Genomic DNA, 22,165 nt, shown 5'->3' on the forward strand with positions numbered 1-22,165 from the left:
TGCGGGCGTTACGGTGAGACACGAGAGCCTCCCGGTGGATGTGGACCTAGACAACCCACACCCCACCCGGGGGGCTCTCCCTACGTCAACTCCTACCGGCCCGCCACCAACGTCCTGGCCGAATACATCTAGTGGCCGTCCTCGACCCCGATGTCGTGCTGCGCGCCGACGGCGGAAAGGCCCTGCCCGGCGGTATGAAGACCCTGCGCGGCCGCGCGGCGGTGGCCGGCCAGACCGCCACCTTCCACCGCATGGCCACCGCCTCCACCAGCCGTCCCGCACTGATCAACGGAACGGCCGGACTGGTCAACACCGTCGACGGCCAACTCTTCTCGATCATGAGCTTCACCGTCACCGACAGCAAGATCACCGCGATCGACATCCTGTCCGACCCCGAACGACTGGCCGCCATCGACCTCACCGGCCTGTCGAACTGATCTCCTCCCGCCCGCCGCCGGCCCGCAGTAACAGGCACAAACCCATCACATAATCACGAGCCATCGGTGGCGTTTTCGCCGAAAAATTGAGAAGGTCACCCGTGATCAATCTTTCCTATATCGGTTCAGGCCCATACTGCTATTCGAGTTGCCTGGCGATGATGCTGGGCGCCGAAGCGCCGCCGGTCGCGGTCATTGAGACGGTGACCGGCAGTCCGTTCGGCATGCAATTGGTCGGCGGCACGCTGCCGTTCTTCGACCCCTATGGCTGGAACCCCGAGATCGGCATTGACAAGGCGCTCACCGCCCTCGGCTGGACCGCGGAGACCAGCAGCGGAGGCCCGCCCGACACGGCACTGGAGCGTCTCACCTCCTGCCTGGCCCACGGCCCGGTCATGGCCGGTCCCATCGAGATGGGATATCTGCACTACCAGCCGGGCAAGACCGGGCCGATAGGCGCAGACCACTATCTCACCGTCCTCGACATCAACAACGATCAGGTGATCTCGCACGACCCCCAGGGGTATCCCTTTGCCCCTCTCCCGCTCGACGACTTCATCAAGGCATGGCAGGCCGACACCATCGATTTCGGTGAGCCGTACACGACGCGTACGAATTTCACGCGAGCCCGGCGTGTAAGTACCAAAGAAGCCCTTACCGCGTCCATTCCCCATGCGGTGGACTGGCTGCGCGCCGACCCCGATCACGCCATGCCGCCGGGAAGCACGGGCAACGGCGACGCCGCCCTGGCCCTGGCGACCTCGCTGGAAAGCCACCGCGACGAGAGGCTGTATGAGCACCTCATCCACTTCGCGATCCGCGTGGGTGCACGACGAATGACCGACGCGGCCACCTGCCTGCGCGAGATCGAGCGGACCCAAGCGGCAGCTGTCATGTTCCGGCAGGCCCGGCTGATCGGGTCACTCCAACAGTCGCTGGCCATCGGCGACAACCGCACCGCAGCCCACACCCTGCGCACCCTTGCCCCCACCTACGACACCCTCCAAGCCGAACTCCGACACGGCCCCATCCCGCCGCAGGACAGCACCCGACAGACACCGGCCAGATGATCGCTTCCAGCTACTTCGCCCTGGTGCAGCGCCCTTAACGGCAACCCAGGACTGCGAACACGCTCACGCTGGGAATGGAGGGGTCTCACAAACCCCCCTCCATTCCCAGAGCTTGATCAAAATCCTCCGCGAAGAGCCGCCCCCCACCCAGCAGGCCGACCGGCGAACAGACCGACCCCGAACCGGCCGAGGCCGACGAGGTCGAGCGGCACCCCTATCCGCGCTGCGACGTCGACCCGGATCGCCGTGCCGCACACGGTCGGGCGCGGTGGCCGGGACCTACCACACCCGCAGGTTCGCCAGGGTGCCCCGGCTCTCACCGATCTGATACGACCACATCAACTTCCTGGGCCGATACGCCTTCACCCGCGCCGAACTCGACGCCGGTCTTCGCCCCTTCCACGACCCGGCTCAGGAGTTGTAGGGGGCAACGCTCCGTTTACGGTGCGTGGAGGGTGTGCGTGACATCGATCGAGCGCACTGCCTATCAGTTCAAGCCGTGGCTTGGGCGAGGAGTTGACGGAGGGCGTTGCGCATGCGCATCGTGCATCCCCTCGCGCAACGCGCGCAGGCGCGCGCCAGAGCACGCACATCCCCGTGCACGAGCTATGCGTGGCGGTCGATCTTGATGTCACCCGCCGAGGGGGCCACGGAGGCCGCGCAGTCTGAGATCACCTCAGTCGACTGGGTCATATAGCCATCGGCCGTCCCGCATGACCGTGCGCCCAACAAATTCGTGAAAGCCGTTCCAGACCTGGATGCGCCTGGGTTGCAGGCGTAGGTAGACGAACGTGCCCTCCGGGTAGGTACGGGGGTCTGTGGAGACTTTGGCGTAGTGCTCGGCGATGTCAGCGTCGATGTCGGGGACCTCCATAAGCGACGCACTGGTGTCGATCATGATGACGTTGGCGGTGTCGCCGAGAGCGACCCGCGCTTGTGGGCGGGCTTTGATGTTGGCGGCAGTGCGGCTCTTAACAAAAGTCGCGGTATACAGGGCCGAGCCATCCCAGGCATAGGCCACGGGGATCAGATGCGCACCATGGCCGTCGCTGCCGGTAGCCAGCCACATCTGGAAGTCGGCTTCGAGCCGGTCTCGAGCATAGGCCCGCCGCTCGGCCAGGCAGCGCGGGACCAGGATTGAGGCCAGTTCTTCGTCGGCGTGCACGACGATCCCCCTTCACGTGGGCGTAAGTTCTCCGCCCCCTGTTGGAGGCTGTACCTTCTAGACGAACGGCGCTGCGCGCGCTTCGACACATCGCCGGACCATTCGTCAGCGGGGCTGCGAACGGCTCGTTTTGCCCGACGTCAGAACCCTTTTGACCAGCTGCAGCACCACGGTTGCCGCCATCTGCTTGGTCTGTGAACCGATCCGGAAGCGAGCGTCCGCGGGTACCCGCCCGCCCCCGCCGCCCAGCAACCGGGAGCCCGCGCCGCGCAGTCCGACGGGTCTGCCGTCGACGTAGGCCCCGCCGACGACCCCCGCTCTTGGCCAGCTCCTCCATCGCCTTCTGCACGTTCCCGACCCGCGCCGGGGCGGCGGTCGCAGGCCCCGCATGGGGCCACCACCAGCATGGCGACACCGGCGGCCAGACCGGCCCTCCTCAGTGGCGGACGAACGTTCTTGTACGACACGACGCGCTCCACTTCGTGATCACCTGCCGGAGCCGGGGCACCCTGACCTCGGCACGGACCGCTGTGGTCCATACCGCCACTGAAGATGGAGGGCTGTTGCGGTGGCGTATGCGCTTTTCGATACGCCCGCGAAACACGAAATCCCCGGCAGCCCCACGTCGCAGCCTCGCCGAACAGCGAATTCCCAACCGCGGCGAGTTCGCATCCGATGCAATTGGCGGCAGTTGCAGCAATCACCGAGAAGCCAACGAACTCTGCTCTGAGCTGCGGGTACGCCCTGCCGGTTCAGTGATGCCGCCTTGGAGGGCCGAGGGTCCCCGTGATCTCGGCGGTTGCTCTGCCGCCGGGCGCCATGACGGGTTGCCTTGACCGGGTCGCCCGCCTCAGGGCCGCCAAGGACTCTGTCGGCGTGGACCCCGCGACGGGTGACAAGCGCCCCGGCGTGCGAGGCACGATTTCCGGTCTTCGCGGTGACCGCGTTGGCTGATGCGCTTGTTCGTCAGCCGGTGCGTTGGTCGATGAGGATTTCTAGGCCGTCGAGGAGTCGTTGGAGGCCGAACTCACGGCTTTTGTCCGGGGTGTTCCGGCGGATGCGATTGCGGCGCTCAGTGCGGGGAAGCGGTCGGCGGCGTGGTCGGGCAGGGCGGTGAGGGTGGGACTGAGTTGGTGCTGCGTGGTCCAGGGCTGAGTGCCGGCCGAGGGTGACTGGCCGGGTGTTGCGGACGCCCACGGCTTCCTCGATCATGACGGCGATCAGCTCGGCTTTTCCGCTGACGTGGCGGTACAGCGCCATCTTGGTGAAGCCGAGTTCGCCGGCGACTCGCTGCATGGACAGCGCGGCGAGCCCTTCGGCGCCGGCGATGGCGAGTCGCGGAAGAACGAAGTATGGGCCTCGCGGACGAGATCAGATTGCGCCTGGCGTGTCCGGCCTTTCGGGGCGATGGCCACGCCAGGCACTTTCATGGACAGTGGTTTCAGATGACCTGGTAGGTCACTCTCGTGGCCTTGGCGGTTTCAGGATCGCTGGAGCAGAACGCGCGGGAGGTTTCTCTGTTGGAAGCGCCCGGTCCGTATTCTGTCCACGTGTATCCGTTGTAGGCGGCACAGGAAACGATCACTCTCACGTAGTCGTGCGCCGGCAGGCTCGTGCAGCGGGCCAGTCCACCGGTCTGGTCACTCGTGCGCCACGCCGAACAGCCATACGCGGCGGCAGTCGCGGTCGAGGATGCTCCCGCCAGTACGAGCGACACACTCAGAACAGCTCCCATGAGGACGAGAGGAACTCTCTGCATGTCACCTTCCTTGAATGGTTTGTTCCTTCGAATGAGTCGATTGCAGGGCGCATCAGGCTATGTCGGCCTGGGCCGTGACGCCGGTGACACCGGATGAGCCGTTGGAGGAACATCTGGCATAAGACTTCTCCGGCTTGCGAACCCAGGATCCGTAGATGGTCCGGGTCCCCCCGACTCCAGAGCACGTCACTTTGGCACGGTAGACGTTGAAGCCGGTGGGAAGGTCGAAGCACTGGACGTACCCCACCAGGGCATCGGCGGATGTCCAGCGATCACAGTCCCACCCCGCCTGGGTACCAGCGGCCGCGGCCGGGGAAATGACGCTGAGGGCACCTAGTGTCGTCGTGCAGGCGATGAGAATGCTGGCCGATAGACGCTTCACGCTTCTTTCCATTTCTCTCCATGGATGGTTGGGCCGGAAGGGTGCCATGGGCAAGCCCTCCCGAACGGATGGCGAATGAGCCCTAGCAGCCGCCCTCTGGGTTCCAGGGGTTGACCCTGAGCCAGGCGACGGGAGTCCAGTCAGCAGTGAGATCTTTGGAAGGGGGAAGCGGGGTGGCATAGATCCTCTCCCGACGGGTGTTGCACATTACGACCCTTCCAGAGGTCAGATTGTTGATCCACCACCCTTTCCCAGTCATCGGATTTTCCCATGTCCCCGACTTGAAGTAGTACGGACTCCCTCCCGATTCCGCACCGCAAAAATATCCGTCGGGACAGTTCTCGCTGAGTTGCCGCTGTGAATAGATCTTTACTGCTGTTTTTGCGGCAGGAGCGGTCGCGCGGATGCCCGCAGGGCCCTCGACCATGTCGGAGGCTATTGCGGGACTCGCGAGAGTGAGTGTTGCTGAGGCCGAGAGAATGACCGCACGCACATAGAACCGCATGAGAAACCCTGCCCTTCAATGCTGAGATGAAGCCGCCTGCAAAGTGGCGCCTCCTGTCGGATTCCAGGCCTTTTTTGGCCGTCGGCTCACGATTCCACGCCGGTCTGATCCATGAGAAGATCGAGACCTGTCCGACCTTGTACGGAACAGTGTTTTGACTGGTCAGGTGGAGGTTTCTGCCATGGCGGAAGTCGTTCGTGATACCGTCCCGCCTCCCGACCCTGGTGCCGCGCGCACCGTCCCGCAGTTCATGGAGTGCCTGCGGGAGCTCAAGCAGTGGTCGGGATTGACCTATCGGCAGCTAGAACGACAGGCCATTCGTCGCGGCAGGTATCTGCCGCACAGCACCATCGCCGGAGCGCTTTCCCGAAATCGGCTTCCCCGCCGTGAGCTGCTCATCGACTTTGTGACCGCATGCGGCTGTCCCCCGGACGAAGTAGCGAGGTGGACGGCCGCTCGTGCCGCCCTGGACGCGGGGGCGAACCCAAGCGTCGCGATCGACCACCCGAAAGTCGCCGAGAACACCGACTCGCCTCAGCCCCTGGAGCCGAAGCCGCGACTGAGCGCCCGTCCCGTCAACCGTGAGCGCAGTATCGCCGTCTTGATGGCAGTGGCCGTCGTTGTCGCAACTGCCGCTGCCAGCGCACCGGCCGTGAGCAGCGGACCAAGGCAGGCTGCCCTGTTGGACCGGTGTCCCGAACCCATGACGCTGGGAACCAGAGGCACGTGCGTACAAGACCTGCAACGGCACCTACAACGACACGGTCTCAACCTGCCGGCCGATGGCTGGTACGGGCCCTTGACCAAAAGCCGCGTAACGGCATTCCAGGTCTTCGCCGGGCTGCCACCGTCTGCCATGGTCGATGCCACCACCAAACGGGCCGTGCTGACCAGGAGATCAGAACCGATTCCTTCGTGGACCCGACCCCAAGCCGCGCGTCGGATCCGAGAGGTCTTCACTGCCGCCCCGGCCGGCGCCGTCGCCCTGGCATGGTGCCTGTCCTACCTCGACTCGCTGCAGGTCATCGGGGATCGGTACGGGGTGCGCCGCTGGGGCCTGTTCCAATTGTCTGACACCGAATTGTTGGAACTGGGCGGCTCCCCGATCACCGCCCTGCACGCCGAATGGAACATCCAGGCCGCCCACACGATATGGAAACGCACCAAGACCTTCCGGAACTGGAAATGTAAATCCGCCACCGACGACTCGAACCTTTGATCCATCAGGCTCCACTGCCGTCGTCGAGCAGCTCCCCGGCGCCGGGCGCGGGCCGGATCGGTGAGACGACGCGTTCGGACATGGCGAAGCGGCGAATCGCCGCGTAGAGCTCGACCGCGCCACCGGCACTCCCGCACTGTGAGTAGCGCCCACCTCAACCGCCAGGGCGGCTCCCAAACTCAGCAACATTGCATAGCCGACCTGCGCAACCTCAGAGCCGCTAACCAGCATCCGGCTCTCGTTCTCGCCTACCAAGGCCACGACGCGGTTTCCCTCCTCGGCGTCACGTACAAGACCGACCGCGCTCAGCGAGCACAACCGGGCCCTGGCTGGCCGCGACCAGACGCTCACCCTGGCCGTCGAACGTGGCGCCGGCCGGACCCGGCTGTCCCTGCGCCGCGTGTCATTGGCCGCGTGTCATTGTGGGTGTCGTACAACGACGGCAGGACCTGGACCCGGACCCGGCCCGCAAGACCGCGGACGGCTGGCAGGCCACCCTTCACCACCCAGCGATCGCGGGTCACGCGTCCCTGCGCACCCACGCCGAGGGTGCCGACGGCAACACCGTCGACCAAACGACGATCCGCGCCTACGGCATCGTCCGCTGACCTGGCTCGTCGCCCCATGGCGGGCACCCCTGGTGGAAACCGCAGACGGCGGGGCGCTCGTTGTGAGCGTCCCGCCGTCGTGGGTGGTGAAGGTCGTTCACTTCAGGGCCGGGGAGTGGCGCACCTGTCAGGCTCCGCCCCACCACCGGCCAAGACCGAGAGTGTTGCTCGCTGAATCCTGATCAGCAGGTTCCGGTCCAGGAGCATTCAAGCTCGGGGACGCGCTGGCTCGGGTTCGATTGCACGGTGAGGCGTTGCGGACTGGACCCGGCGGCCAGCCGGACGACGATCTTGTCTTGGACGCCGCGGACGGTCGTGATCGAGCCCGGGTAGGCGTTGAAGAGGATCGAGTAGACGACGGGCACGCCGTTCGGATCCTTCACGTAGCCGGACAGGGCGGTCGCGCCGGTGAGGGTGCCGGTCTTGGCGTGGGCGTTGCCCTCGGCCGCCGTTCCGGCCATGCGGGTGCGCAGGGTGCCGCCGACCAGGGGCTCGGGCTTGCCCGCGATCGGCAGGGAGTCGTAGTACGTGCGGAACCATGGCTTGGTCCGGATGCCGCGCAGCAGGTTGACGAGCTGGTCGGCGGTCATCCGGTTGCCGCGGCCGAGGCCCGAGCCGTCGGCGAAGGTGAGCTGCGAGGTGTTGACGCCGAGCTTGGACACGTGCCTCCGGACGGCTGGCAGGCCCGCGGCCCAGGTGCCCTTTCCGGAGGTCTTGCGGCCGATCGTCTTGACGAGAATCTCGGCGATGTTGTTGTTGCTGAGCTTCATGTAAGGGACGGCCAGCTTCGCCAAGGGCATCGACGTACGGGACACCAGGGTGCGGGATCCCTTGGGGACGGCGCCGCGCACCGTCTTGCCGGTGACGGCGATGCCGCGGGCGCGCAGGGCGCGGCGGAAGACGTCGGCGGCGTAGAGGGTCGGCTCGTGGACGCTGGCCAGGCTCGTGCGGCTGCCGCCGCCGGCGGGCTGGGAGCCGGTGACCTCGATGACGTTGGTGCCGGCTTTGCGGAGCACGCTGATCGTGGAGGCGGAGCCGGCGGCGCCGGTCGTGGCCCGGTTGACGATCTTGACGTATCCGGTGGCGGGGACGGTGCGCACGGCGACGGGCGTTCCGGCGGCTCGGGGGCTGACCTCGACGGCGATGGAGCCCGCGTTGAAGTCGGCGTCCGGTGACACGGTGAGCGCGGAGACCTGCGCCGCGTAGGCGAACGGCGCGTCGGACGGATCCCAGCCCTGCGGCAAGCGGCGTGCGTCGAACCAGGAGTCGTCGGCGACGAGGCGTCCGGTGACCTTGCGGACGCCCTTGGCGCGGAGCTGGGCGGCGAGGCGGTCGTAGTCCTTGGCCTGGAGCGTCGGGTCGCCGGTGCCCTTCAGGACGAGGTCGCCCCGGAGCGTGGCGCCCTTGCGCGCGGCACGCGTCATGACGTTCGTCCGGAACTTGTGGCCCGCCCCCAGGATCCCGAACGCGGCGGCGGTCGTCGCGAGCTTCTGGTTGGACGCCGGGATGAGGGGCGTACCCCCGCCGCGCGCGTAGAGCACCTTGCCGTCACCGTACGAGCGGACGACGACGCCGACCTTGGCGCCCTTGAGCGCGGGGTCGGCGAGGATCGTGTCCAGGTCCTTGCGCAGGTCGCCGGACGACTGGAGGGCAATGGTCTGCGTGGCCGCGACCGGGGCCGCGCGCACCGGTTCCGGGTCGCCCGAGGCGAGTGTCACGGTCAGCGCGCCCGCCGTGGCGGTGGCGACGCCGGCGGTGAGGAGGGCCTTGGTCCGACTGAGGGGGAAGCGGGACATTTCGGAGATCCTAGAGCCCCCGGCCCATCGGGACCAGAGATTCGTTCACATGAGATCGCCCGCCGTGATCAGCCTTCCTGGGCTTTACGCAGCTCGTAGGTGTCGAAGACGATGGAGTCCGCCTTGATCTTCCCGTTCTCCACGACGAGGTGATCGACCACCCGCAGCGTCCCGAACGGCCCGGTCGCCATGTCGTACATGATCATCGCCTGCCGGTCGTCGCCGAGGACGGCCAGGACGTCGATCCCGGTGACCACTTGAGAGAACTCCCCCAGGGTCGCCAGGGTCGATTCGGCTCCGTGGACTTTCATCCGCGGACTCTCAAAGGTGACGTCCTCGGCGAGGAGGCCGGCCACCGCGTTCATGTCCTGACTTCCCCACGCCTTGATGAAGCTGACAGCAACGTCGGCGGGAGCGGGGTATTGGGTCATGTGGAACATCCTTCTTCTCAGGCGATCGGTCACTGTCCATACAGATCCCTCGCCGACCCAAAACTCATCGCTGACCAGCCACGACCAGGCAACACCCGCGCCTTCGGCCCCGGTCACCCCCCGCTGACTCCAGCGCGTTGTCCCAGGACATCGTCGGATGCGACATGCTCACCGTTCGTTGGCGATGATGGCGTCCAGGTTGGAGCGTGTCGCTGCCAGTTCGTCGATGGCCGCGCCGATCCGGTCCCGCTGCTTCACCAATTCGTCGACGAGCTCGGGGCAAATAGGCACCAGCAGGTCATCGTCATCGACCATGCACGGCAACACTTCGACGATCTGCATAGTGCTCAGCCCAGCCGCGAGCAGAACCCTGATCCGTCGCACTGCCGCCACATCCGCGTCGCCGTACACGCGGTAGCCGCTCGGCCGACGGTCCGGACGTAGCAGGCCTTGTTCCTCGTAGTACCGCAGCGCGCGCTCGCTGACGCCCGTCCGCCGCGAAAGTTCCCCGATCCGCATCGCCGCTCCAGAGTTGACTCTGACATCAACGTGAAGGTTTAGCTTAACCGCCATGACACCCGTGACCGTTCTGGGTCTTGGCCCTATGGGGCGTGCGCTGGCCGCCGCCTTCGCCGCCGACCACCCCACCACCGTCTGGAACCGCACGCCTGGCAAGGGGGACGACCTCAACGCCACCGTCGCCGAGACAGCCGCGCAAGCGATCGCCGCCAGCCCGCTCGTTGTCGTGTGCGTCCTGGATTACGAGGCCGTGCGGTCGATTCTCGATGCCGACGCCCTGAAGGGCCGCACCCTGATCAACCTCACTGGCGGCTCACCACAGCAGGCTCGCGAGATGGCCGCGTGGGCCGCTGAGCACGGCTTCGACTACCTCGACGGCCTCATCATGGGCGCGCCCGCGGCCATCGGCGGCCCGGAAGCGACCCTGCTGTTCAGCGGGCCGAACGACGTCTACCAGGCGCATCGGCCGACGCTCGCCGCACTGGGCGAGAACGCGACGCACGTTGGCGAGGATCCAGGCCGGGCGGCCGGGTTCGACGCCTCGATGCTGGACGCGTTCTGGACGTCGTTGATCGGGGTCGTGCACGCGTTCCAGTTCGCCGCCGCGGAGAACATCGCCCCTGCCGACATAGCCGGCTACATCAAGGTGGCGACCGGGCTTCTCCCTGACCTGATCGACGTGGTCGCCGAGCACCTCACCGCCGACCACTACCCCGGTGACGCGTCCACGATGGTCTCGGCGGCGGCGAGCATGGACCACGTCCTGCAGGCCATTCGAGCGAACGGCCTCGACAACGGCGTACTCACCTCCGCGCGAGCCGCCGTTCAACAAGCGATCGATGCCGGCCACGGGTCAGCAGGATTCACCCGCCTCGCCGCCGCCCTCTAGATAACCGACGCCTCATCCCGGCCAGGACAGCCCGGCCGGGATGAGCCATGTCTGTCCGCGCGGCGTTGCTGGCAACCGAGCTCGCGCACACTCCGGCAAGGTGCTCCTTCTGTGGAGCAGCGGCTCAGGACACCGTGTGGAGCTCGCAACCGGCAAGGTCCACCGGTTCGCCTTCCCCGGCCGGCAGCCGGAAATCCTCACCTGGTGATCTCACTGGATTCCGCCTCACCTGTTTGCTGCTTGACGTCCAGTAGGCGGTTGACCGCGTTACGGGCGCGGGTCAGGGCGTCCTTGCGGCCGAGAAGCTGGCGATCGTGATTCGCCTGAAGCACCATGGCGTGGAGTTCGAAGACGAGCTGCTCGACGTCGGTGTCTGGCGGAAGCTCCCGAAGGCGCAGGGCGAGTTCGACGTCGCGTTGGAGCAGGGCGTCGGCTCGGGCGACGGCGTCTGCGACCGCGTCTCGGACGGATCCCGGCCGGCCGTCGAGTTCGCTTGCGGCAGCAACGAAGAAGCATCCGCCTTCGAATGTCTCCAGGTAGTCGATCCACAACGACATCAGCGCCCGCAGTCGCGGGAGCCCGGCGGGCTGCCGCTCGGCGGGCAGCAAGACATCTCGCTCGAAGACCTTCGATGCGGCCGCGACGATCGAGAGTTGGAGTTCCTGTTTGGTGCCGAAGAGGGTCTGGATGCCGCTCTTGCTGATGCGCAGGGCCTCCGCCAAGCGCCCGAGCGTCAGACCCTCGATGCCTTCGACCGATGCGATGTGCACCGCGCGATCGACGATCGCGCCGCGGCGTGCGTCGCCTGTTCGAGTCATGCATACGATCGTACCGGGCAATACGACCGTACGTATTGACGCATACGATCGTATCCCTTAGCGTCGGGGCATCCGACCTGAGGAGTTCCATGACAACGCAGGATCTTTCCGCGATCGCGAAGCGATACTTCGCCGCTTGGGAGGCGCACGACGTCGACGCGATCGTTGCTCTGCACACTCCCGACTCGCAGTTCCAGGCCCATGGTCGCGGTGCCGCAGTCCATGGCCGCGAGGGCCTGCGGCGTGAGTTCGCGCAGGTCTTCGAGCTCTACCCGGGCTTCGGCTTCGAAGAGCGACGCCTGCTGTTCGGTAGCGGCCATTGGGTTCTGGACTGGACGCTGACGTTCCAGCGGCCCGGCGAAGATCGTCGGGGCGTTCACGCTCTCGACGTCGTCGAGGTGGCATCCGACGGCCTCGTCACACGGAAGGACACCTTCTTCGACTTCGCCGAGTTGAAGGCGGCGTTCGCGGGTGGGGCCGCGTGAGTGCCGCCGACACGGCCACGCCATTGTTCGATCGGGCGTTGCTCGATGCGTTGCCCGTCGAACATCTCTGCGATCTCAGCATCGATCTGGAACCAGCCCAGATGATCTCGACCCCGCTCGGTACCCGTATGACGTTCGTGACCAAGGGCGGCCGTTTCAACGGGCCGGGCTTCCGGGGCGAAATGCTGCCCGGAGGCGGCGACTGGGTGTGGCTGGGAGCCGACGGGATCAGTCGCATGGACGTTCGCGCGACCCTGCGCACGCACGACGGTGTCCTCATCCACTACGACTCGACCGGAGTACTCCGGTTCCCGCCCGATGGCCGACAGCGTCTGGCCGGCGGGGAGCGGCTGCCGGTCGACGAGAGCTACGTGCGGCCGACGCCGAGGTTCGAGACATCCGACGAGCGCTACTCATGGCTGTCCGGACTGGTCGTGGTCGGCTACGGGGAATACGGTCATGGCCGCATCGACCACCGGATGTATCGGATTCTGTAGCAGCACGCGTGGACTTCGGCTGTACGGGCCGCCGGTGACGACCGAGGTGGGGAACGCCTGAGCCCATGGCGGCGGGTGTGGGCGTGACAGGGAATCCCTGTCACGCCCACATGGGTGGGGCGGGCGGCCTACGTGCGGCTGTGCTTCGTCAGAAGCTCGAACAGGCTCGAGAAGCCCTGTTCGCCGTGTCCGTCGGCAATCCGGCGATCCATCAGTTCCTTGACCTCCCGCATCCGCATGGCTTCCACGCCGACGGATTCGCGATGGCTGATCATGTCGTCCATCAGCGCGGCCTGGACGTTGAGCGAACCGAGGTCCGGCGGGTGGTCGCCGCTGTTGACCGCCCGTGCCATCGAGGTCAGCAACGGCGGGTAAGCGGGTATCGAACCTGCGACGCGTTCGGCGAACTGCACCACGTCGACGCCCTCTGCCTGGACCAGCCGCAGTGCGTGCAGGTAGCCGATGAGCAACTCATAGGCCACCGCGACCTGGGCCATGAACTCCACGGCGGCCAAGCCGGCGTCCGCGCCGTGGTAGGTGACAGTGCCCAACTCCCGCAGCGTCGACTCGTGGAGGGCCCACGCGCTGCCGGAGCCGCTGATCGGAATCATGATGTTCGGCGTGCCGATGTACGGCGGGTCTCCCATGAGCTTGCCGTCGACGTACTCGGCGCCGCGCTCGTTCGCCCAGTGCTCGTTCGCCCGCGCCTGGCCGGGAGAGCCGCTCGTGAGGTTCACCAGCGCCTTGCCCGCGACCGCGGCATCGACCGAGGCCAGCACCTCGTCGACCGCTGCGCCGTCGAGGAGGCAGACCACCACGAGCGGGCTCGCGGCCACCGCCTCCGCGGCCGTCGCGGCCGCCGTGGCGCCGGCGTCGACCAGCGGCGCACTCTTGCTCGCGGTCCGGTTCCAGACGGTCGTGCGATATCCGCGCTCGACGAACGTCCTGGCGATCGCCGATCCCATGTCACCCAGGCCGAGCACGGTGACCTGGCCAGTGACGGCAATGCTGTCATCGGTTGTCGCTGTCATGGTGATCCTTTTCGTATCGAAGGGACGGCTGATGTCTTCGAAGGAGTGACTGCCGCTGGCGCGTTCAGGACGCCGAGTCCACCCGGTACAGGCCGTGCTCACCAGCGGTGGACAGGTAGTGACAGGCGGTGCCCTGGGAGACATTGGGGCCGTCGGCGGCGACGGGCTTGGAGACGAAGTCGGTCGCGGCGGTCGCGGCGGTCGCGGCGGTCGCGGGCCGGAAGGTGGCGCTGGTCTCGCCATGCTCACCGAAGTAGCGGGCGGGGTAGGACATGGCACTCCTTCGCCGAGGACTGACTAGATGAGCGCTAAGATAATCAGCAGTTGCGGAAGTGTCAATTAAATGAGCGCTCATCTATCTCGTGCCAGCGGAGGTGGACGGGTTCGCCTCCGAGCAGGTGGAAGTCGATCCGGCTTGCGCGCCCGACTACCCGGCCCGGCCCAAGACCGCCCAGGGCGTTCCTGGGAGCTCCGCGACGTGCGGGAGTTCATCGCGGCGCGGGTGTGGGCCTCGGCCGAGGGGCAGCGCGCGAAGTCGTCTGCACCGGGGTCGCCGCACTATCCGTCGAGGGTTCGGCGTATTCGTCTGATCTGCAGTCATGGCGGTCCGCTCATGTCGGATGACGCCTGACTGTTGCGGGAAAGCCCGACGATGGTCCAGCGCGACGCCGACCTGGTCGAGCCGGTGTCGGCGGCGTGAGCGCATGGACGGCGTGAACCTCAGCGCCAGCCCGGCGGTGATGATTCCGACCGGGAGGTTGATGAAGAAGATCCAGCTCCAGCTGAGGTGGGCCAGCAGGAAGCCGCCGACGATGGGGGCGAAGCCTACGATCGCGCTGAACAGGCCGAACGCGCGGCCACGCAGATCAACGTCATGACCCGCCGGCTGTCCCGAGCAACCAGATCATGACCGAGCCCTCCTGAACGCCAGGTTCACAGACTAAGGAAGGGCAGTACTCGGGGCAGGACCTCGTCGGGGCGCCGGATGGCGCCGCCGTGGTCGGCGTCGGCGATGGAGAAGAACTCCATGCCCTGAGCGCGGGCGTAGTCACGCATGGGGTCGTGCCAGGGATCGGCCGTACCGGCGTACATCAGCGTCGGCACACCAGAGGCAGCCAACCCGCCGCCCAGGCTGGGCTCCTGCGAGAACGATTCATAGTTGGCGCGGTGCGCGGCTGGGTCGCCGGACTCGACCAGAGCGGTCTGATAGGCGGACTCCAATGCGCCCTTCTTGACGATCTCGTAGACGTCGAAGTCGCCGGGCAGGCCGAGTGCGGCCAGCGTGTCCGGGACTACCGCCATGAAGCCGTTGGGGTCGAAGGCCCCGGCCACCAGCCGGGTCAGCCGCTCGGGGGCGTGCGCGGCCACCGCGTAACCCGTCATCGCGCCTAGTGAGTACCCCCAGAAGGCCGCCCGGTCCAGGCCGAGGTCGTCCAGCACGGCGATGACGTACGCGGCCCGACGCTCTGCCGCGTAGGCTGCGCGCCCGCGAGGCGCGCCGCTGCCACCCAGCCCGAGTGGATCGATGGAGATCACCGTGTGACATGCCGCCAGCACACTGGTGTAGCCGAGGTGGGCCCAATGCCCTCCGTCTTCGAACATTCCTGGATGCAGGACGACAGGCGAGCCGCTCCCCACGACCTCGTAGGCGATCTTGTGGCCATTGCTTCGTGTGAAAGGCATGGAGACATCTCTCTGTCCAGGAACGTTACGACTTGTAACGGGGCACATCCTGAGACATGATCGACACTTCCGGAAGGAGGCACTTTCTTGGCGCAACGGAACACCGCAGTAACAGACCAGGTCACCCCCGCACCCAACGACGAGTGCCCGCTCCCGGAGGTGCTGAGGTTGATCGGCGACAAATGGTGCATCCAGATCCTGGTCGAGCTGGGTGAGGGACCTCGACGATTCACCCAGCTCGAACGCGCCATATCGGGCGTCAGCCGCCGGATGCTGACCCTCAACCTCCGCAGCCTCGAACGCAACGGCCTGATCACCCGAACCGTTCACCCGACCGCGCCGCCGAGCGTGGAGTACGCCATCACTCCGCTGGCTGCGCAGATCCGCGAGCCCCTGGAGGCGCTCGCGGACTGGGCCCGCCACGCCGCCCCGAACCTGCTCGCGGCCCGGCGCGCCTACGACGACCGCGGCTGACAAGCGACGAGAACACCGAAGCCGCCAGCCGACGAGAACCCCACCAGCGCGGGCGGTTTCAAAACACGCTGCGGTCGGTGGGTGGGGAGCCGCCGGTGATCGAGGGTTTGCTGGAGCAGGTGCTCTTCCGCCGTCTTCCGGTCGTCGCTCGGAGGCCAACCCTCCTCGCAGGACGACCCTGGCGTCAGAGCACCACGGCTGATGCTGCCTCCAGCCTCCCGATGGTCAGTCGCTACTGGCCGTTCCGATCCTCCTCACGGGCCTTTCGGTTGCTCAGGCGAAATCAGTTGGCGGGTTTGCCGAACCAGCGGGAGAGGTGGTCGTCCAGGTCCTGCTGATCGTCGCCGATCCAGGCAACGTGGCCGTCGGGGCGTAGCAGGACGCACGGAACATCCAGTACCGCAGTGGGATCCGCGAGATAGTCGACCCGGTCTGACCAGCCGCCGATGGTCAGGCGTTCGGTGCGGTCCAGCAGCAGGCCGCGGCCGCGATGCAGCAGACCGTAGAGGTTGCCCTGTTTCACGTCAATGTCGCGCAGGCGGCGGCCGAGCAGGTCGGGGCCTTCTCCGAAGTCGTAGCGGATGTCGATCGCGGTGATCTTCTCGATCAGATGGCGGTTCACCTCGTCGAAGTCCATCAGTTCGGTGAGCAGCCTGCGCACGGCCTGCGGGCCCGGTTCGGTGGACTGCAGTTCCATCTGGGCGCGGGTGTTGTCCAGCACGTCCTCGGCGACCGGATGACGTTCGGCCTGGTAGGTGTCCAGCAGTGTTTCCGGCGCCCAGCCGCGGATCTGTGCGGCCAGTTTCCAGCCGAGGTTGAACGCGTCCTGAACGCCCAGGTTGAGGCCCTGGCCGCCGATAGGCGGGTGGATGTGCGCCGAATCGCCGGCCAGCAGCACCCGACCGACTCGATAACGCTCGGCCAGCCGGGTGGCATCGCCGAAGCGGGACAACCAGCGCGGGGAGTGCACGCCGAAATCGGTTCCGGCGATGGCGCGCAACTGTTGTTTGAAATCCTCGAGGGTGGGCGGTTGCGCGCGATCGCTGACTCCCGCAGCGGGGATTACGACGCTGTAGATCCCTTCGCCGAACGGCCTGAGCCAGAATGGCTTATGGGTCTCGCTGATTTCGGCCACCTTGGCGGCGATCTCCTCCTGCGGCACACCCACTTTCATCTCGCCCATGAGCGTGTCGGTCCGTGAGGGCTCGCCGGGGAATCCGACGCCGAGCAGTTTGCGCACCGTACTGCGTGCGCCGTCACAGCCGACGAGATAGCGCGAACGCAGCTGTTGCCCGTCTGCCAGCTCGACGGTCACACCCTCGTCGTCCTGCTCGAAACCGGCCACCGCACAACCGCGCCGGACCTGCGCACCCAGTTCGATCGCATGTTCTTCGAGCAGGTGAACGATGACCGGCTGCGGGATGCCCAGCAGATAGGCGTACGCGGAATCCAGGCCTTTGGGGGCGGGTTTGGGGATGGCGGCGAAGAAGCCGGCTGCCGGACGCTGTCTTCCATGCTGGAGAACGCGATCCAGCAGTCCGCGCATCGCCATCAGCTCGAGACTGCGAATATGCAGACCGACTATGCGGACGAACGACGCGGGCTCGGTTTCCTTCTCCAGAACGAGTACCCGCACATCGTGCAGCCGCAGTTCGGCGGCCAGCATCGCACCAGCCGGCCCGCACCCGGCAATGATCACGTCGAACATGAGGGGCGCGCGATCGGCGCCGGAGGCCGACGACGAGAGTCCGGGGACGTCGCCCACGGTGGAGTCGCGCTCGACCATATCGTTCGACGACGGCTCGGCGGCGAATTGCGGAGAGTGCATAGGTGTTGCCTTTCGGGAGTGCCTTGTTGTCGAGGCGCTCCCGGCGACACCTACGTCAATCGCCCGACCGTGAAAGGAAGGGGAGCACCCACGTCGATACAGCGTTCATGGGTCTCACCTCCTCGGGCGGTGTCACGGTCGACTGGAAGCTACAAGCCCGAGCATCACCCCGTCCAACCCTTTTCCCAGCCAAGTGATCACGACTCCGAAGGCGCCCGTGCGGTTGCTGACCGCACGCTGACCGGTGCCATGTGTCAGCGTGCGGCCAGCCGCATGTCAAGAACGGTTGGCATATTGAGCCTCATGACGATCGAGGCGGCGGTCCGCGCCACCGCGCCGACCCATCAGATCGGAGAACGCCATGCGGTTGCCCGCTCCCCGAGGACCCATCAGCACCGCCCTGTTCGCCTGCCTGTCCGGTGAACCCGGACCGGTGCCGTCCCAGCTCACCGAGTTGGTCGACGCGCTCCCGGAGACCACCGCCGACGCCAGGTCCGATGAGGACGTCCAAATCAGCCTGTGGACTTGCTACGGGCTCACCTACGACGGCTTCGAAGGCGTCGACGAGCGGTGGGAGTGGCAGCCGTCGCTACTGACCGTGCGCGGCGCCCTGGAGGCCGTGTTCGAGCGGGACGTCCTCGCCGAGGTGCGGCTGCCTGAGGACCTGACTCCAGAGGGGGTGCCCGCGTTCCTGATGGACATCTGCGGCCCCTCGACCCCGGCCGGATTGCTGAAGTTCATGCACCAGAACGCGACCCTTGAGCAGTTCAAGGAAATGGTGATCATCCGGTCGATCGACGGTCTGCACGAAGCCGACGCCCACACGTGGGCCATCCCGCGGGTGACCGGCCGCGCCAAGAGCGCGTTGATCGAGATCCAGGCCGACGAGTACGGCGGCGGAATGCCGGGCCGCAGCCACTCCGATCTGTACGCGATCCTGATGTCCGAGCTGGACCTCGACCCGGAGTACGGGGCGTACATCGACCAGATCCCGGCCGTCGGGCTCTGCCTCCACACCATCAGGTCGATGTTCGGCCTGCACCACCGCTGGCGCGGGGGGATTCTCGGCAACCTCGCGGCGACCGAGATCGGCTCGTCGTTCATCAACCGCCGCTTCAGCGAAGGCCTGGCCCGGGTTGGCGCGTCGAAGAAGGCGCGCTGGTTCTACGACGAGCACGTCCTCGCCGACGCCGTGCACGAGCAGCTGGCCGCCCACGACATGTGCGGCTCGTTCGTGGCCGACTACCCAGCCGAATGGGACCGCGTCGTCATCGGCGCCCTGGGCACGCTCAACATCCGGGGTCTTTTCGCCACCACGGTCACCGGGGCGTGGGCGGCGGAGGTCACGTCGCTGCGCGAGCTGGCCACGGTCTGAGAGAGCAGGAGCAGCTCATGTCGGACGAGCAGCCACCGGTCGAGATCACCGTCTACGAGAACGGACCGGTCATCGTGCGGGGCGCCTACAAGCTCCAGAACAGAGACCGCGAGGAGATCGACCCCGGACGGGAGACCATCGCGCTTTGCCGGTGCGGCCTGTCCGCCCTCAAGCCGTTCTGCGACGGCAACCACGCGCTGCGCGGCGCCGCCCGCAGCACCCCCTGAGCCGTTCCCGCGCCCTGCACCCGCAGGAACAACAACGTGCGCCTGGTGACGCCCGACCCGACCCGACCCCGACCGGTCCGGTCCTCGGCCAGGGTGCTGGTCGACGACGCGTTGATCGACGCAGCAGGTCCAGGAGCACAGCAGGCCGGGGGCTCATGTCGATTTGGTGCTCGCGCGATCGGTTGGCCCGGGTATGCGGTACGGCCGAAGGCTGGGTGGACGGGACTGTCCGGGACTGTCCTGGCCGGGTGATCGGCTTCCCGCCCAGGTCGTCGAGGCACTCCACTGGCGGGACCGCTCGTCGTGAGAGGCACGACGGCACCGCTTGGAAGGAGTCCGGAATGAGGACGACGAAGATGATCGGCGCGGCCGTAGTGGCCGGCCTGATCGTGCCGATGGCGCCCAACGCCGGCCACGCCGCGGCATCGGCGCCCGCTCAGCCGGCCGCGTCCCAGCCGGTCGCGTCGCAGGCGCCGGCCGCCCATCCCCCGCTGCCCCGCTGCATCAAGGTGTGGAAGAAGGCCGGGCACATCACCAGGACCGGGTACGCCCAGAACACCTGCCGGAAGTCCTACAAGATCAAGTTCGTGTGGCGGAAGGCGCCCGACAGCTCGTGCCAGCGCATCAAGCCCGGTCAGACGCTCAAGAGCAAGCGTTCAAAGATCCGCTACCCCGGTGACACCCTCCGCCTCGTCCGCTGCTAGCGATTGAAATGAGGGCTCCGTCCCAGATTTCGGGACGGAGCCCTTCAGGCCTCTCTGTCAGTCGCCGACCGTGCGCAGCCACCCATTACCCCGGCCACGCACCCCAGCCGCATCGGCGCCTGACGGCGGGATCAGAGAGACGGGGACCCGTGCCACTCCCAGGTCTTGGCGCCCTCGCCGTCACGGTCGATGTCGTACTGGACGTAGCCGTCGGCGGTCCAGCCTCCGTTGGCCGTCGAGGGATCGACCTCGGTCGAGCAGAACACGATGCCGCTCTTCTCAGTGTTGATCTTGCGGCGGGCATCGCACAGCTGGAGCTGCTCCCTGACGTTGTTGCGCTCAAGGCGGACGAAGAAGACGACCTGGTCGAACTTGCGCCTGTCATCGACGTCGGAGTCGCCGCCGTCGTTCCAGTGGACGTCCGCGTAGGCCCAGTGCTTGCCGTTGGACGCCTTGACCACGCAGAGGTTAATGGCGAAGCGGGTGTTGTTCCCGGGCGTCGGGAAGGTCTTCTTCATCTGATACCTCCAGCGTGGAGACCCCGTCCATAAGAGCGGAGAGGAAACGCGGCGTGGTGCGGCACGGTGATCGTGCTTTTCTGGGTGGTTGTGGTGGTGCGGAGCACAGCTGGTTGCGTTGAGTGATTTTGTCGGTGCTGCTGGTTACTGTTCGGGGTGTGAAGGTCGTGGTGCAGGTGAAGCTGCTGCCGACGCCCGAGCAGGCGGCGGCCCTGGCGGCGACCCTGCACGCCTGTAATGCGGCGGCGAACCACGCATCGGCGGTGGCCTACGACCGGTTCGGGTTGAGGGTCCGGCAGGTGCCGTTGCACCGCGCCGTCTACACCGAGCTCAGGTCGCAGGGGCTGGGGGCGCAGGCCGTCGTCCGGGTGATCAAGAAGGTCGTGGACGCCTACACGACACTGCGCGGCCAGATCAAAGCCGGGCGGCTCGGCGAGGAGGGCACGCCGCGCCGCCTCAAGGCCGAGTCCAAGCCGATCACCTTCCGCCCCGACGCGGCGCACCCCTTTGACGACCGGAATCTGTCGTGGCAGTACGACGCCCGTGCGGTGTCGCTGTGGACGGTGCACGGCCGCCTGAAGGGCGTGGCCTACACCGGGTCGCCCGCGCAGCTGAAGACCCTGGCCGAGCACCGGCAGGGCGAGTCGGACCTGCTGTTCCGGGACGGGAAGTGGTTCCTGGCCGCCACCTGCGACATCCCCGAAGCGCCGCTGAACACCGATCCCAGGGACTGGATCGGCGTGGACCGGGGCATCGCCAACCTCGCCACCACCTCCGACGGCCAGAACCATCAGGGCCGGGGCCTGGAGAAGTACCGGCGGCGGATGGCGCGGGTGCGGGCCGAGTTGCAGGCCAAGGGCACCAAGTCCGCCAAACGCAAGCTGAAGAAACGCGCGCGCCGGGAGACCCGGCACGCCACCCACATCAACCACACCATCGCCAAGGCGGTGGTGGCCGATGCCGAACGCACCGGACGCGGAATCGCCCTGGAAGACCTGAGCGGCATCCGTGACCGGACAAGGGTTCCACGGCACCAGCGGGCCACCATCTCGTCCTGGCCGTTCCACCAGCTCGAAACCTTTATCGGCTACAAGGCCATGCGGGCCGGGGTGCCGGTGGTGAGCGTGGACGCGCGCTACACCTCCCAGACCTGCCCGCGCTGCGGGCACGTCTCCAAAAAGAACCGTTCCACCCGGGACGACTTCTCCTGTCGTCGGTGCGGGCTCGCTGGCCCCGCCGACCACATCGCCGCCGTGAACGTCCAAAGACGCGCACGCACGGCGTGGGTATTTGTCAACCTGCCCCATGCGGCCGTGTCACCGTCCTCCCCGTCAGGGACTGTCACGAGCCGCAAACCCAGCCCTTCAAGGCCAGGTCGTTGACCCTGGAGTCGTTGCTGAGAAGGCAGCGTTCGGTGTCCGCGTGCGCTGCGGCGCCAGGACGGTGACTGCGGCGGCGGTGACGGCCGCCGCCATCAGGGAACGGGCGATTCGCGTGAAGCCAATGGTCTTCCTGCCACGATGATGCTGGAGCGTGTGCGGTGGGCCACTCCGAGGGGAGCGAGCGAAGCGGCATGAAGATCATCATGCTGGAGCGGCGGACCATGAAACGCCACTGACGTCCCGAATCGGCGCCAGCGTAAGCGATCTTCATAACGTCGGCCGGGCTGCCCTTCCGGTGCGCCGACGCGCCTGTGGCGCGCCTGTGACATGGGCACCACAGGCGCGTGCGGCTGCCTGGGTGCG

25 protein-coding genes are annotated in these 22,165 nt (G+C 66.8%); 12 read left to right on the forward strand and 13 right to left on the reverse strand.

Annotated elements, in window-relative coordinates; all coding sequences use genetic code 11:
* Positions 1–131 precede the first annotated feature (131 nt).
* Both ACH34W_RS48035 and ACH34W_RS48040 read left to right on the forward strand, forming a co-directional pair.
* A complete protein-coding gene (locus ACH34W_RS48035; RefSeq protein WP_395967955.1) occupies positions 132–437 on the forward strand; it encodes a hypothetical protein in 306 nt (101 codons plus the stop codon).
* A 101-nt stretch (positions 438–538) separates the two neighbouring features.
* Complete coding sequence (locus ACH34W_RS48040; RefSeq protein WP_395967956.1) at positions 539–1,507, forward strand: hypothetical protein; 969 nt, start codon at positions 539–541, stop codon at positions 1,505–1,507.
* 676 nt (positions 1,508–2,183) lie between these two features.
* On the opposite strand, the gene ACH34W_RS48045 is transcribed toward ACH34W_RS48040, so the two are convergent.
* The 3 genes from ACH34W_RS48045 to ACH34W_RS48055 form a co-directional block, all read right to left on the reverse strand.
* Positions 2,184–2,672: a pyridoxamine 5'-phosphate oxidase family protein gene (locus ACH34W_RS48045; protein ID WP_395967957.1), complete on the reverse strand. Its 489-nt coding sequence runs from the start codon at positions 2,670–2,672 to the stop codon at positions 2,184–2,186.
* A 105-nt stretch (positions 2,673–2,777) separates the two neighbouring features.
* A complete protein-coding gene (locus tag ACH34W_RS48050; protein WP_395967958.1) occupies positions 2,778–3,062 on the reverse strand; it encodes a serine hydrolase in 285 nt (94 codons plus the stop codon).
* Positions 3,063–3,638: 576 nt separating this feature from the next.
* On the reverse strand, positions 3,639–4,001 hold the full coding sequence (locus ACH34W_RS48055) for a TetR family transcriptional regulator (RefSeq protein WP_395968061.1): 363 nt from the start codon (positions 3,999–4,001) through the stop codon (positions 3,639–3,641).
* Between the two features lie 1,498 nt (positions 4,002–5,499).
* Between ACH34W_RS48055 and ACH34W_RS48060 the strand changes: the two genes are divergently transcribed.
* The gene (locus ACH34W_RS48060) at positions 5,500–6,537 is read left to right on the forward strand and encodes a peptidoglycan-binding protein (protein WP_395967959.1); all 1,038 of its coding nucleotides are present in this window, start codon (positions 5,500–5,502) and stop codon (positions 6,535–6,537) included.
* Between the two features lie 422 nt (positions 6,538–6,959).
* The gene (locus ACH34W_RS48065) at positions 6,960–7,145 is read left to right on the forward strand and encodes a hypothetical protein (protein WP_395967960.1); all 186 of its coding nucleotides are present in this window, start codon (positions 6,960–6,962) and stop codon (positions 7,143–7,145) included.
* A 182-nt stretch (positions 7,146–7,327) separates the two neighbouring features.
* Here ACH34W_RS48065 and dacB read toward each other — a convergent pair whose 3' ends face one another.
* From dacB to ACH34W_RS48080, 3 genes are all read right to left on the reverse strand, one after another.
* Positions 7,328–8,941 (reverse strand): D-alanyl-D-alanine carboxypeptidase/D-alanyl-D-alanine-endopeptidase, encoded by a 1,614-nt coding sequence (dacB, locus tag ACH34W_RS48070; RefSeq protein WP_395967961.1) that lies wholly within the window; start codon positions 8,939–8,941, stop codon positions 7,328–7,330.
* A gap of 68 nt (positions 8,942–9,009) precedes the next feature.
* Positions 9,010–9,372 (reverse strand): nuclear transport factor 2 family protein, encoded by a 363-nt coding sequence (locus ACH34W_RS48075; RefSeq protein ID WP_395967962.1) that lies wholly within the window; start codon positions 9,370–9,372, stop codon positions 9,010–9,012.
* Between the two features lie 168 nt (positions 9,373–9,540).
* Positions 9,541–9,891, reverse strand: coding sequence for a MerR family transcriptional regulator (locus tag ACH34W_RS48080; protein ID WP_395967963.1), 351 nt, complete (start codon positions 9,889–9,891; stop codon positions 9,541–9,543).
* A gap of 52 nt (positions 9,892–9,943) precedes the next feature.
* Between ACH34W_RS48080 and ACH34W_RS48085 the strand changes: the two genes are divergently transcribed.
* On the forward strand, positions 9,944–10,780 hold the full coding sequence (locus ACH34W_RS48085) for an NAD(P)-dependent oxidoreductase (RefSeq protein ID WP_395967964.1): 837 nt from the start codon (positions 9,944–9,946) through the stop codon (positions 10,778–10,780).
* 197 nt (positions 10,781–10,977) lie between these two features.
* On the opposite strand, the gene ACH34W_RS48090 is transcribed toward ACH34W_RS48085, so the two are convergent.
* Positions 10,978–11,598, reverse strand: coding sequence for a TetR/AcrR family transcriptional regulator (locus ACH34W_RS48090; RefSeq protein WP_395967965.1), 621 nt, complete (start codon positions 11,596–11,598; stop codon positions 10,978–10,980).
* 89 nt (positions 11,599–11,687) lie between these two features.
* Here ACH34W_RS48090 and ACH34W_RS48095 point away from each other — a divergent pair, with 89 nt between their 5' ends.
* Positions 11,688–12,083, forward strand: coding sequence for a nuclear transport factor 2 family protein (locus ACH34W_RS48095; RefSeq protein ID WP_395967966.1), 396 nt, complete (start codon positions 11,688–11,690; stop codon positions 12,081–12,083).
* Positions 12,080–12,580 carry a DUF3237 domain-containing protein gene (locus ACH34W_RS48100; RefSeq protein WP_395967967.1) on the forward strand — a complete coding sequence of 167 codons (501 nt, stop codon included), beginning with the start codon at positions 12,080–12,082 and terminating at the stop codon, positions 12,578–12,580. Before ACH34W_RS48095 ends, ACH34W_RS48100 begins: the two co-directional genes overlap by 4 nt.
* A 128-nt stretch (positions 12,581–12,708) precedes the next feature.
* Here ACH34W_RS48100 and ACH34W_RS48105 read toward each other — a convergent pair whose 3' ends face one another.
* The 4 genes from ACH34W_RS48105 to ACH34W_RS48120 form a co-directional block, all read right to left on the reverse strand.
* Entirely contained in the window at positions 12,709–13,611 is a 903-nt protein-coding gene (locus ACH34W_RS48105) for an NAD(P)-dependent oxidoreductase (protein WP_395967968.1), read from the reverse strand.
* 64 nt (positions 13,612–13,675) lie between these two features.
* On the reverse strand, positions 13,676–13,885 hold the full coding sequence (locus ACH34W_RS48110; protein ID WP_395967969.1) for a hypothetical protein: 210 nt from the start codon (positions 13,883–13,885) through the stop codon (positions 13,676–13,678).
* Between the two features lie 153 nt (positions 13,886–14,038).
* A complete protein-coding gene (locus ACH34W_RS48115; RefSeq protein ID WP_395968062.1) occupies positions 14,039–14,476 on the reverse strand; it encodes an MFS transporter in 438 nt (145 codons plus the stop codon).
* Positions 14,477–14,544: 68 nt separating this feature from the next.
* Positions 14,545–15,294: an alpha/beta fold hydrolase gene (locus ACH34W_RS48120; RefSeq protein ID WP_395967970.1), complete on the reverse strand. Its 750-nt coding sequence runs from the start codon at positions 15,292–15,294 to the stop codon at positions 14,545–14,547.
* 87 nt (positions 15,295–15,381) lie between these two features.
* Here ACH34W_RS48120 and ACH34W_RS48125 point away from each other — a divergent pair, with 87 nt between their 5' ends.
* Positions 15,382–15,768 carry a winged helix-turn-helix transcriptional regulator gene (locus ACH34W_RS48125; RefSeq protein WP_395967971.1) on the forward strand — a complete coding sequence of 129 codons (387 nt, stop codon included), beginning with the start codon at positions 15,382–15,384 and terminating at the stop codon, positions 15,766–15,768.
* A gap of 283 nt (positions 15,769–16,051) precedes the next feature.
* Here ACH34W_RS48125 and rox read toward each other — a convergent pair whose 3' ends face one another.
* Entirely contained in the window at positions 16,052–17,476 is a 1,425-nt protein-coding gene (rox, locus tag ACH34W_RS48130; protein WP_395968063.1) for a rifampin monooxygenase, read from the reverse strand.
* A 481-nt stretch (positions 17,477–17,957) separates the two neighbouring features.
* Here rox and ACH34W_RS48135 point away from each other — a divergent pair, with 481 nt between their 5' ends.
* The 3 genes from ACH34W_RS48135 to ACH34W_RS48145 all read left to right on the forward strand — a co-directional run bounded on the left by ACH34W_RS48135 (position 17,958) and on the right by ACH34W_RS48145 (position 19,902).
* Positions 17,958–18,971, forward strand: coding sequence for an iron-containing redox enzyme family protein (locus ACH34W_RS48135; RefSeq protein ID WP_395967972.1), 1,014 nt, complete (start codon positions 17,958–17,960; stop codon positions 18,969–18,971).
* A gap of 17 nt (positions 18,972–18,988) precedes the next feature.
* Positions 18,989–19,198, forward strand: a complete 210-nt coding sequence (locus tag ACH34W_RS48140) for a CDGSH iron-sulfur domain-containing protein (RefSeq protein ID WP_395967973.1) — start codon at positions 18,989–18,991, stop codon at positions 19,196–19,198.
* A 341-nt stretch (positions 19,199–19,539) separates the two neighbouring features.
* A complete protein-coding gene (locus tag ACH34W_RS48145; protein ID WP_395967974.1) occupies positions 19,540–19,902 on the forward strand; it encodes a hypothetical protein in 363 nt (120 codons plus the stop codon).
* 131 nt (positions 19,903–20,033) lie between these two features.
* Here the strand turns inward: ACH34W_RS48145 and ACH34W_RS48150 are convergent, their stop codons facing one another.
* Positions 20,034–20,420 carry a hypothetical protein gene (locus ACH34W_RS48150; protein WP_395967975.1) on the reverse strand — a complete coding sequence of 129 codons (387 nt, stop codon included), beginning with the start codon at positions 20,418–20,420 and terminating at the stop codon, positions 20,034–20,036.
* 158 nt (positions 20,421–20,578) lie between these two features.
* Between ACH34W_RS48150 and ACH34W_RS48155 the strand changes: the two genes are divergently transcribed.
* The gene (locus ACH34W_RS48155) at positions 20,579–21,802 is read left to right on the forward strand and encodes an RNA-guided endonuclease InsQ/TnpB family protein (protein ID WP_395967976.1); all 1,224 of its coding nucleotides are present in this window, start codon (positions 20,579–20,581) and stop codon (positions 21,800–21,802) included.
* Positions 21,803–22,165 lie beyond the last annotated feature (363 nt).

Origin of the sequence: Actinomadura sp. 6N118 (assembly GCF_044326415.1) — a bacterium.
GTDB lineage: Bacteria > Actinomycetota > Actinomycetes > Streptosporangiales > Streptosporangiaceae > Spirillospora.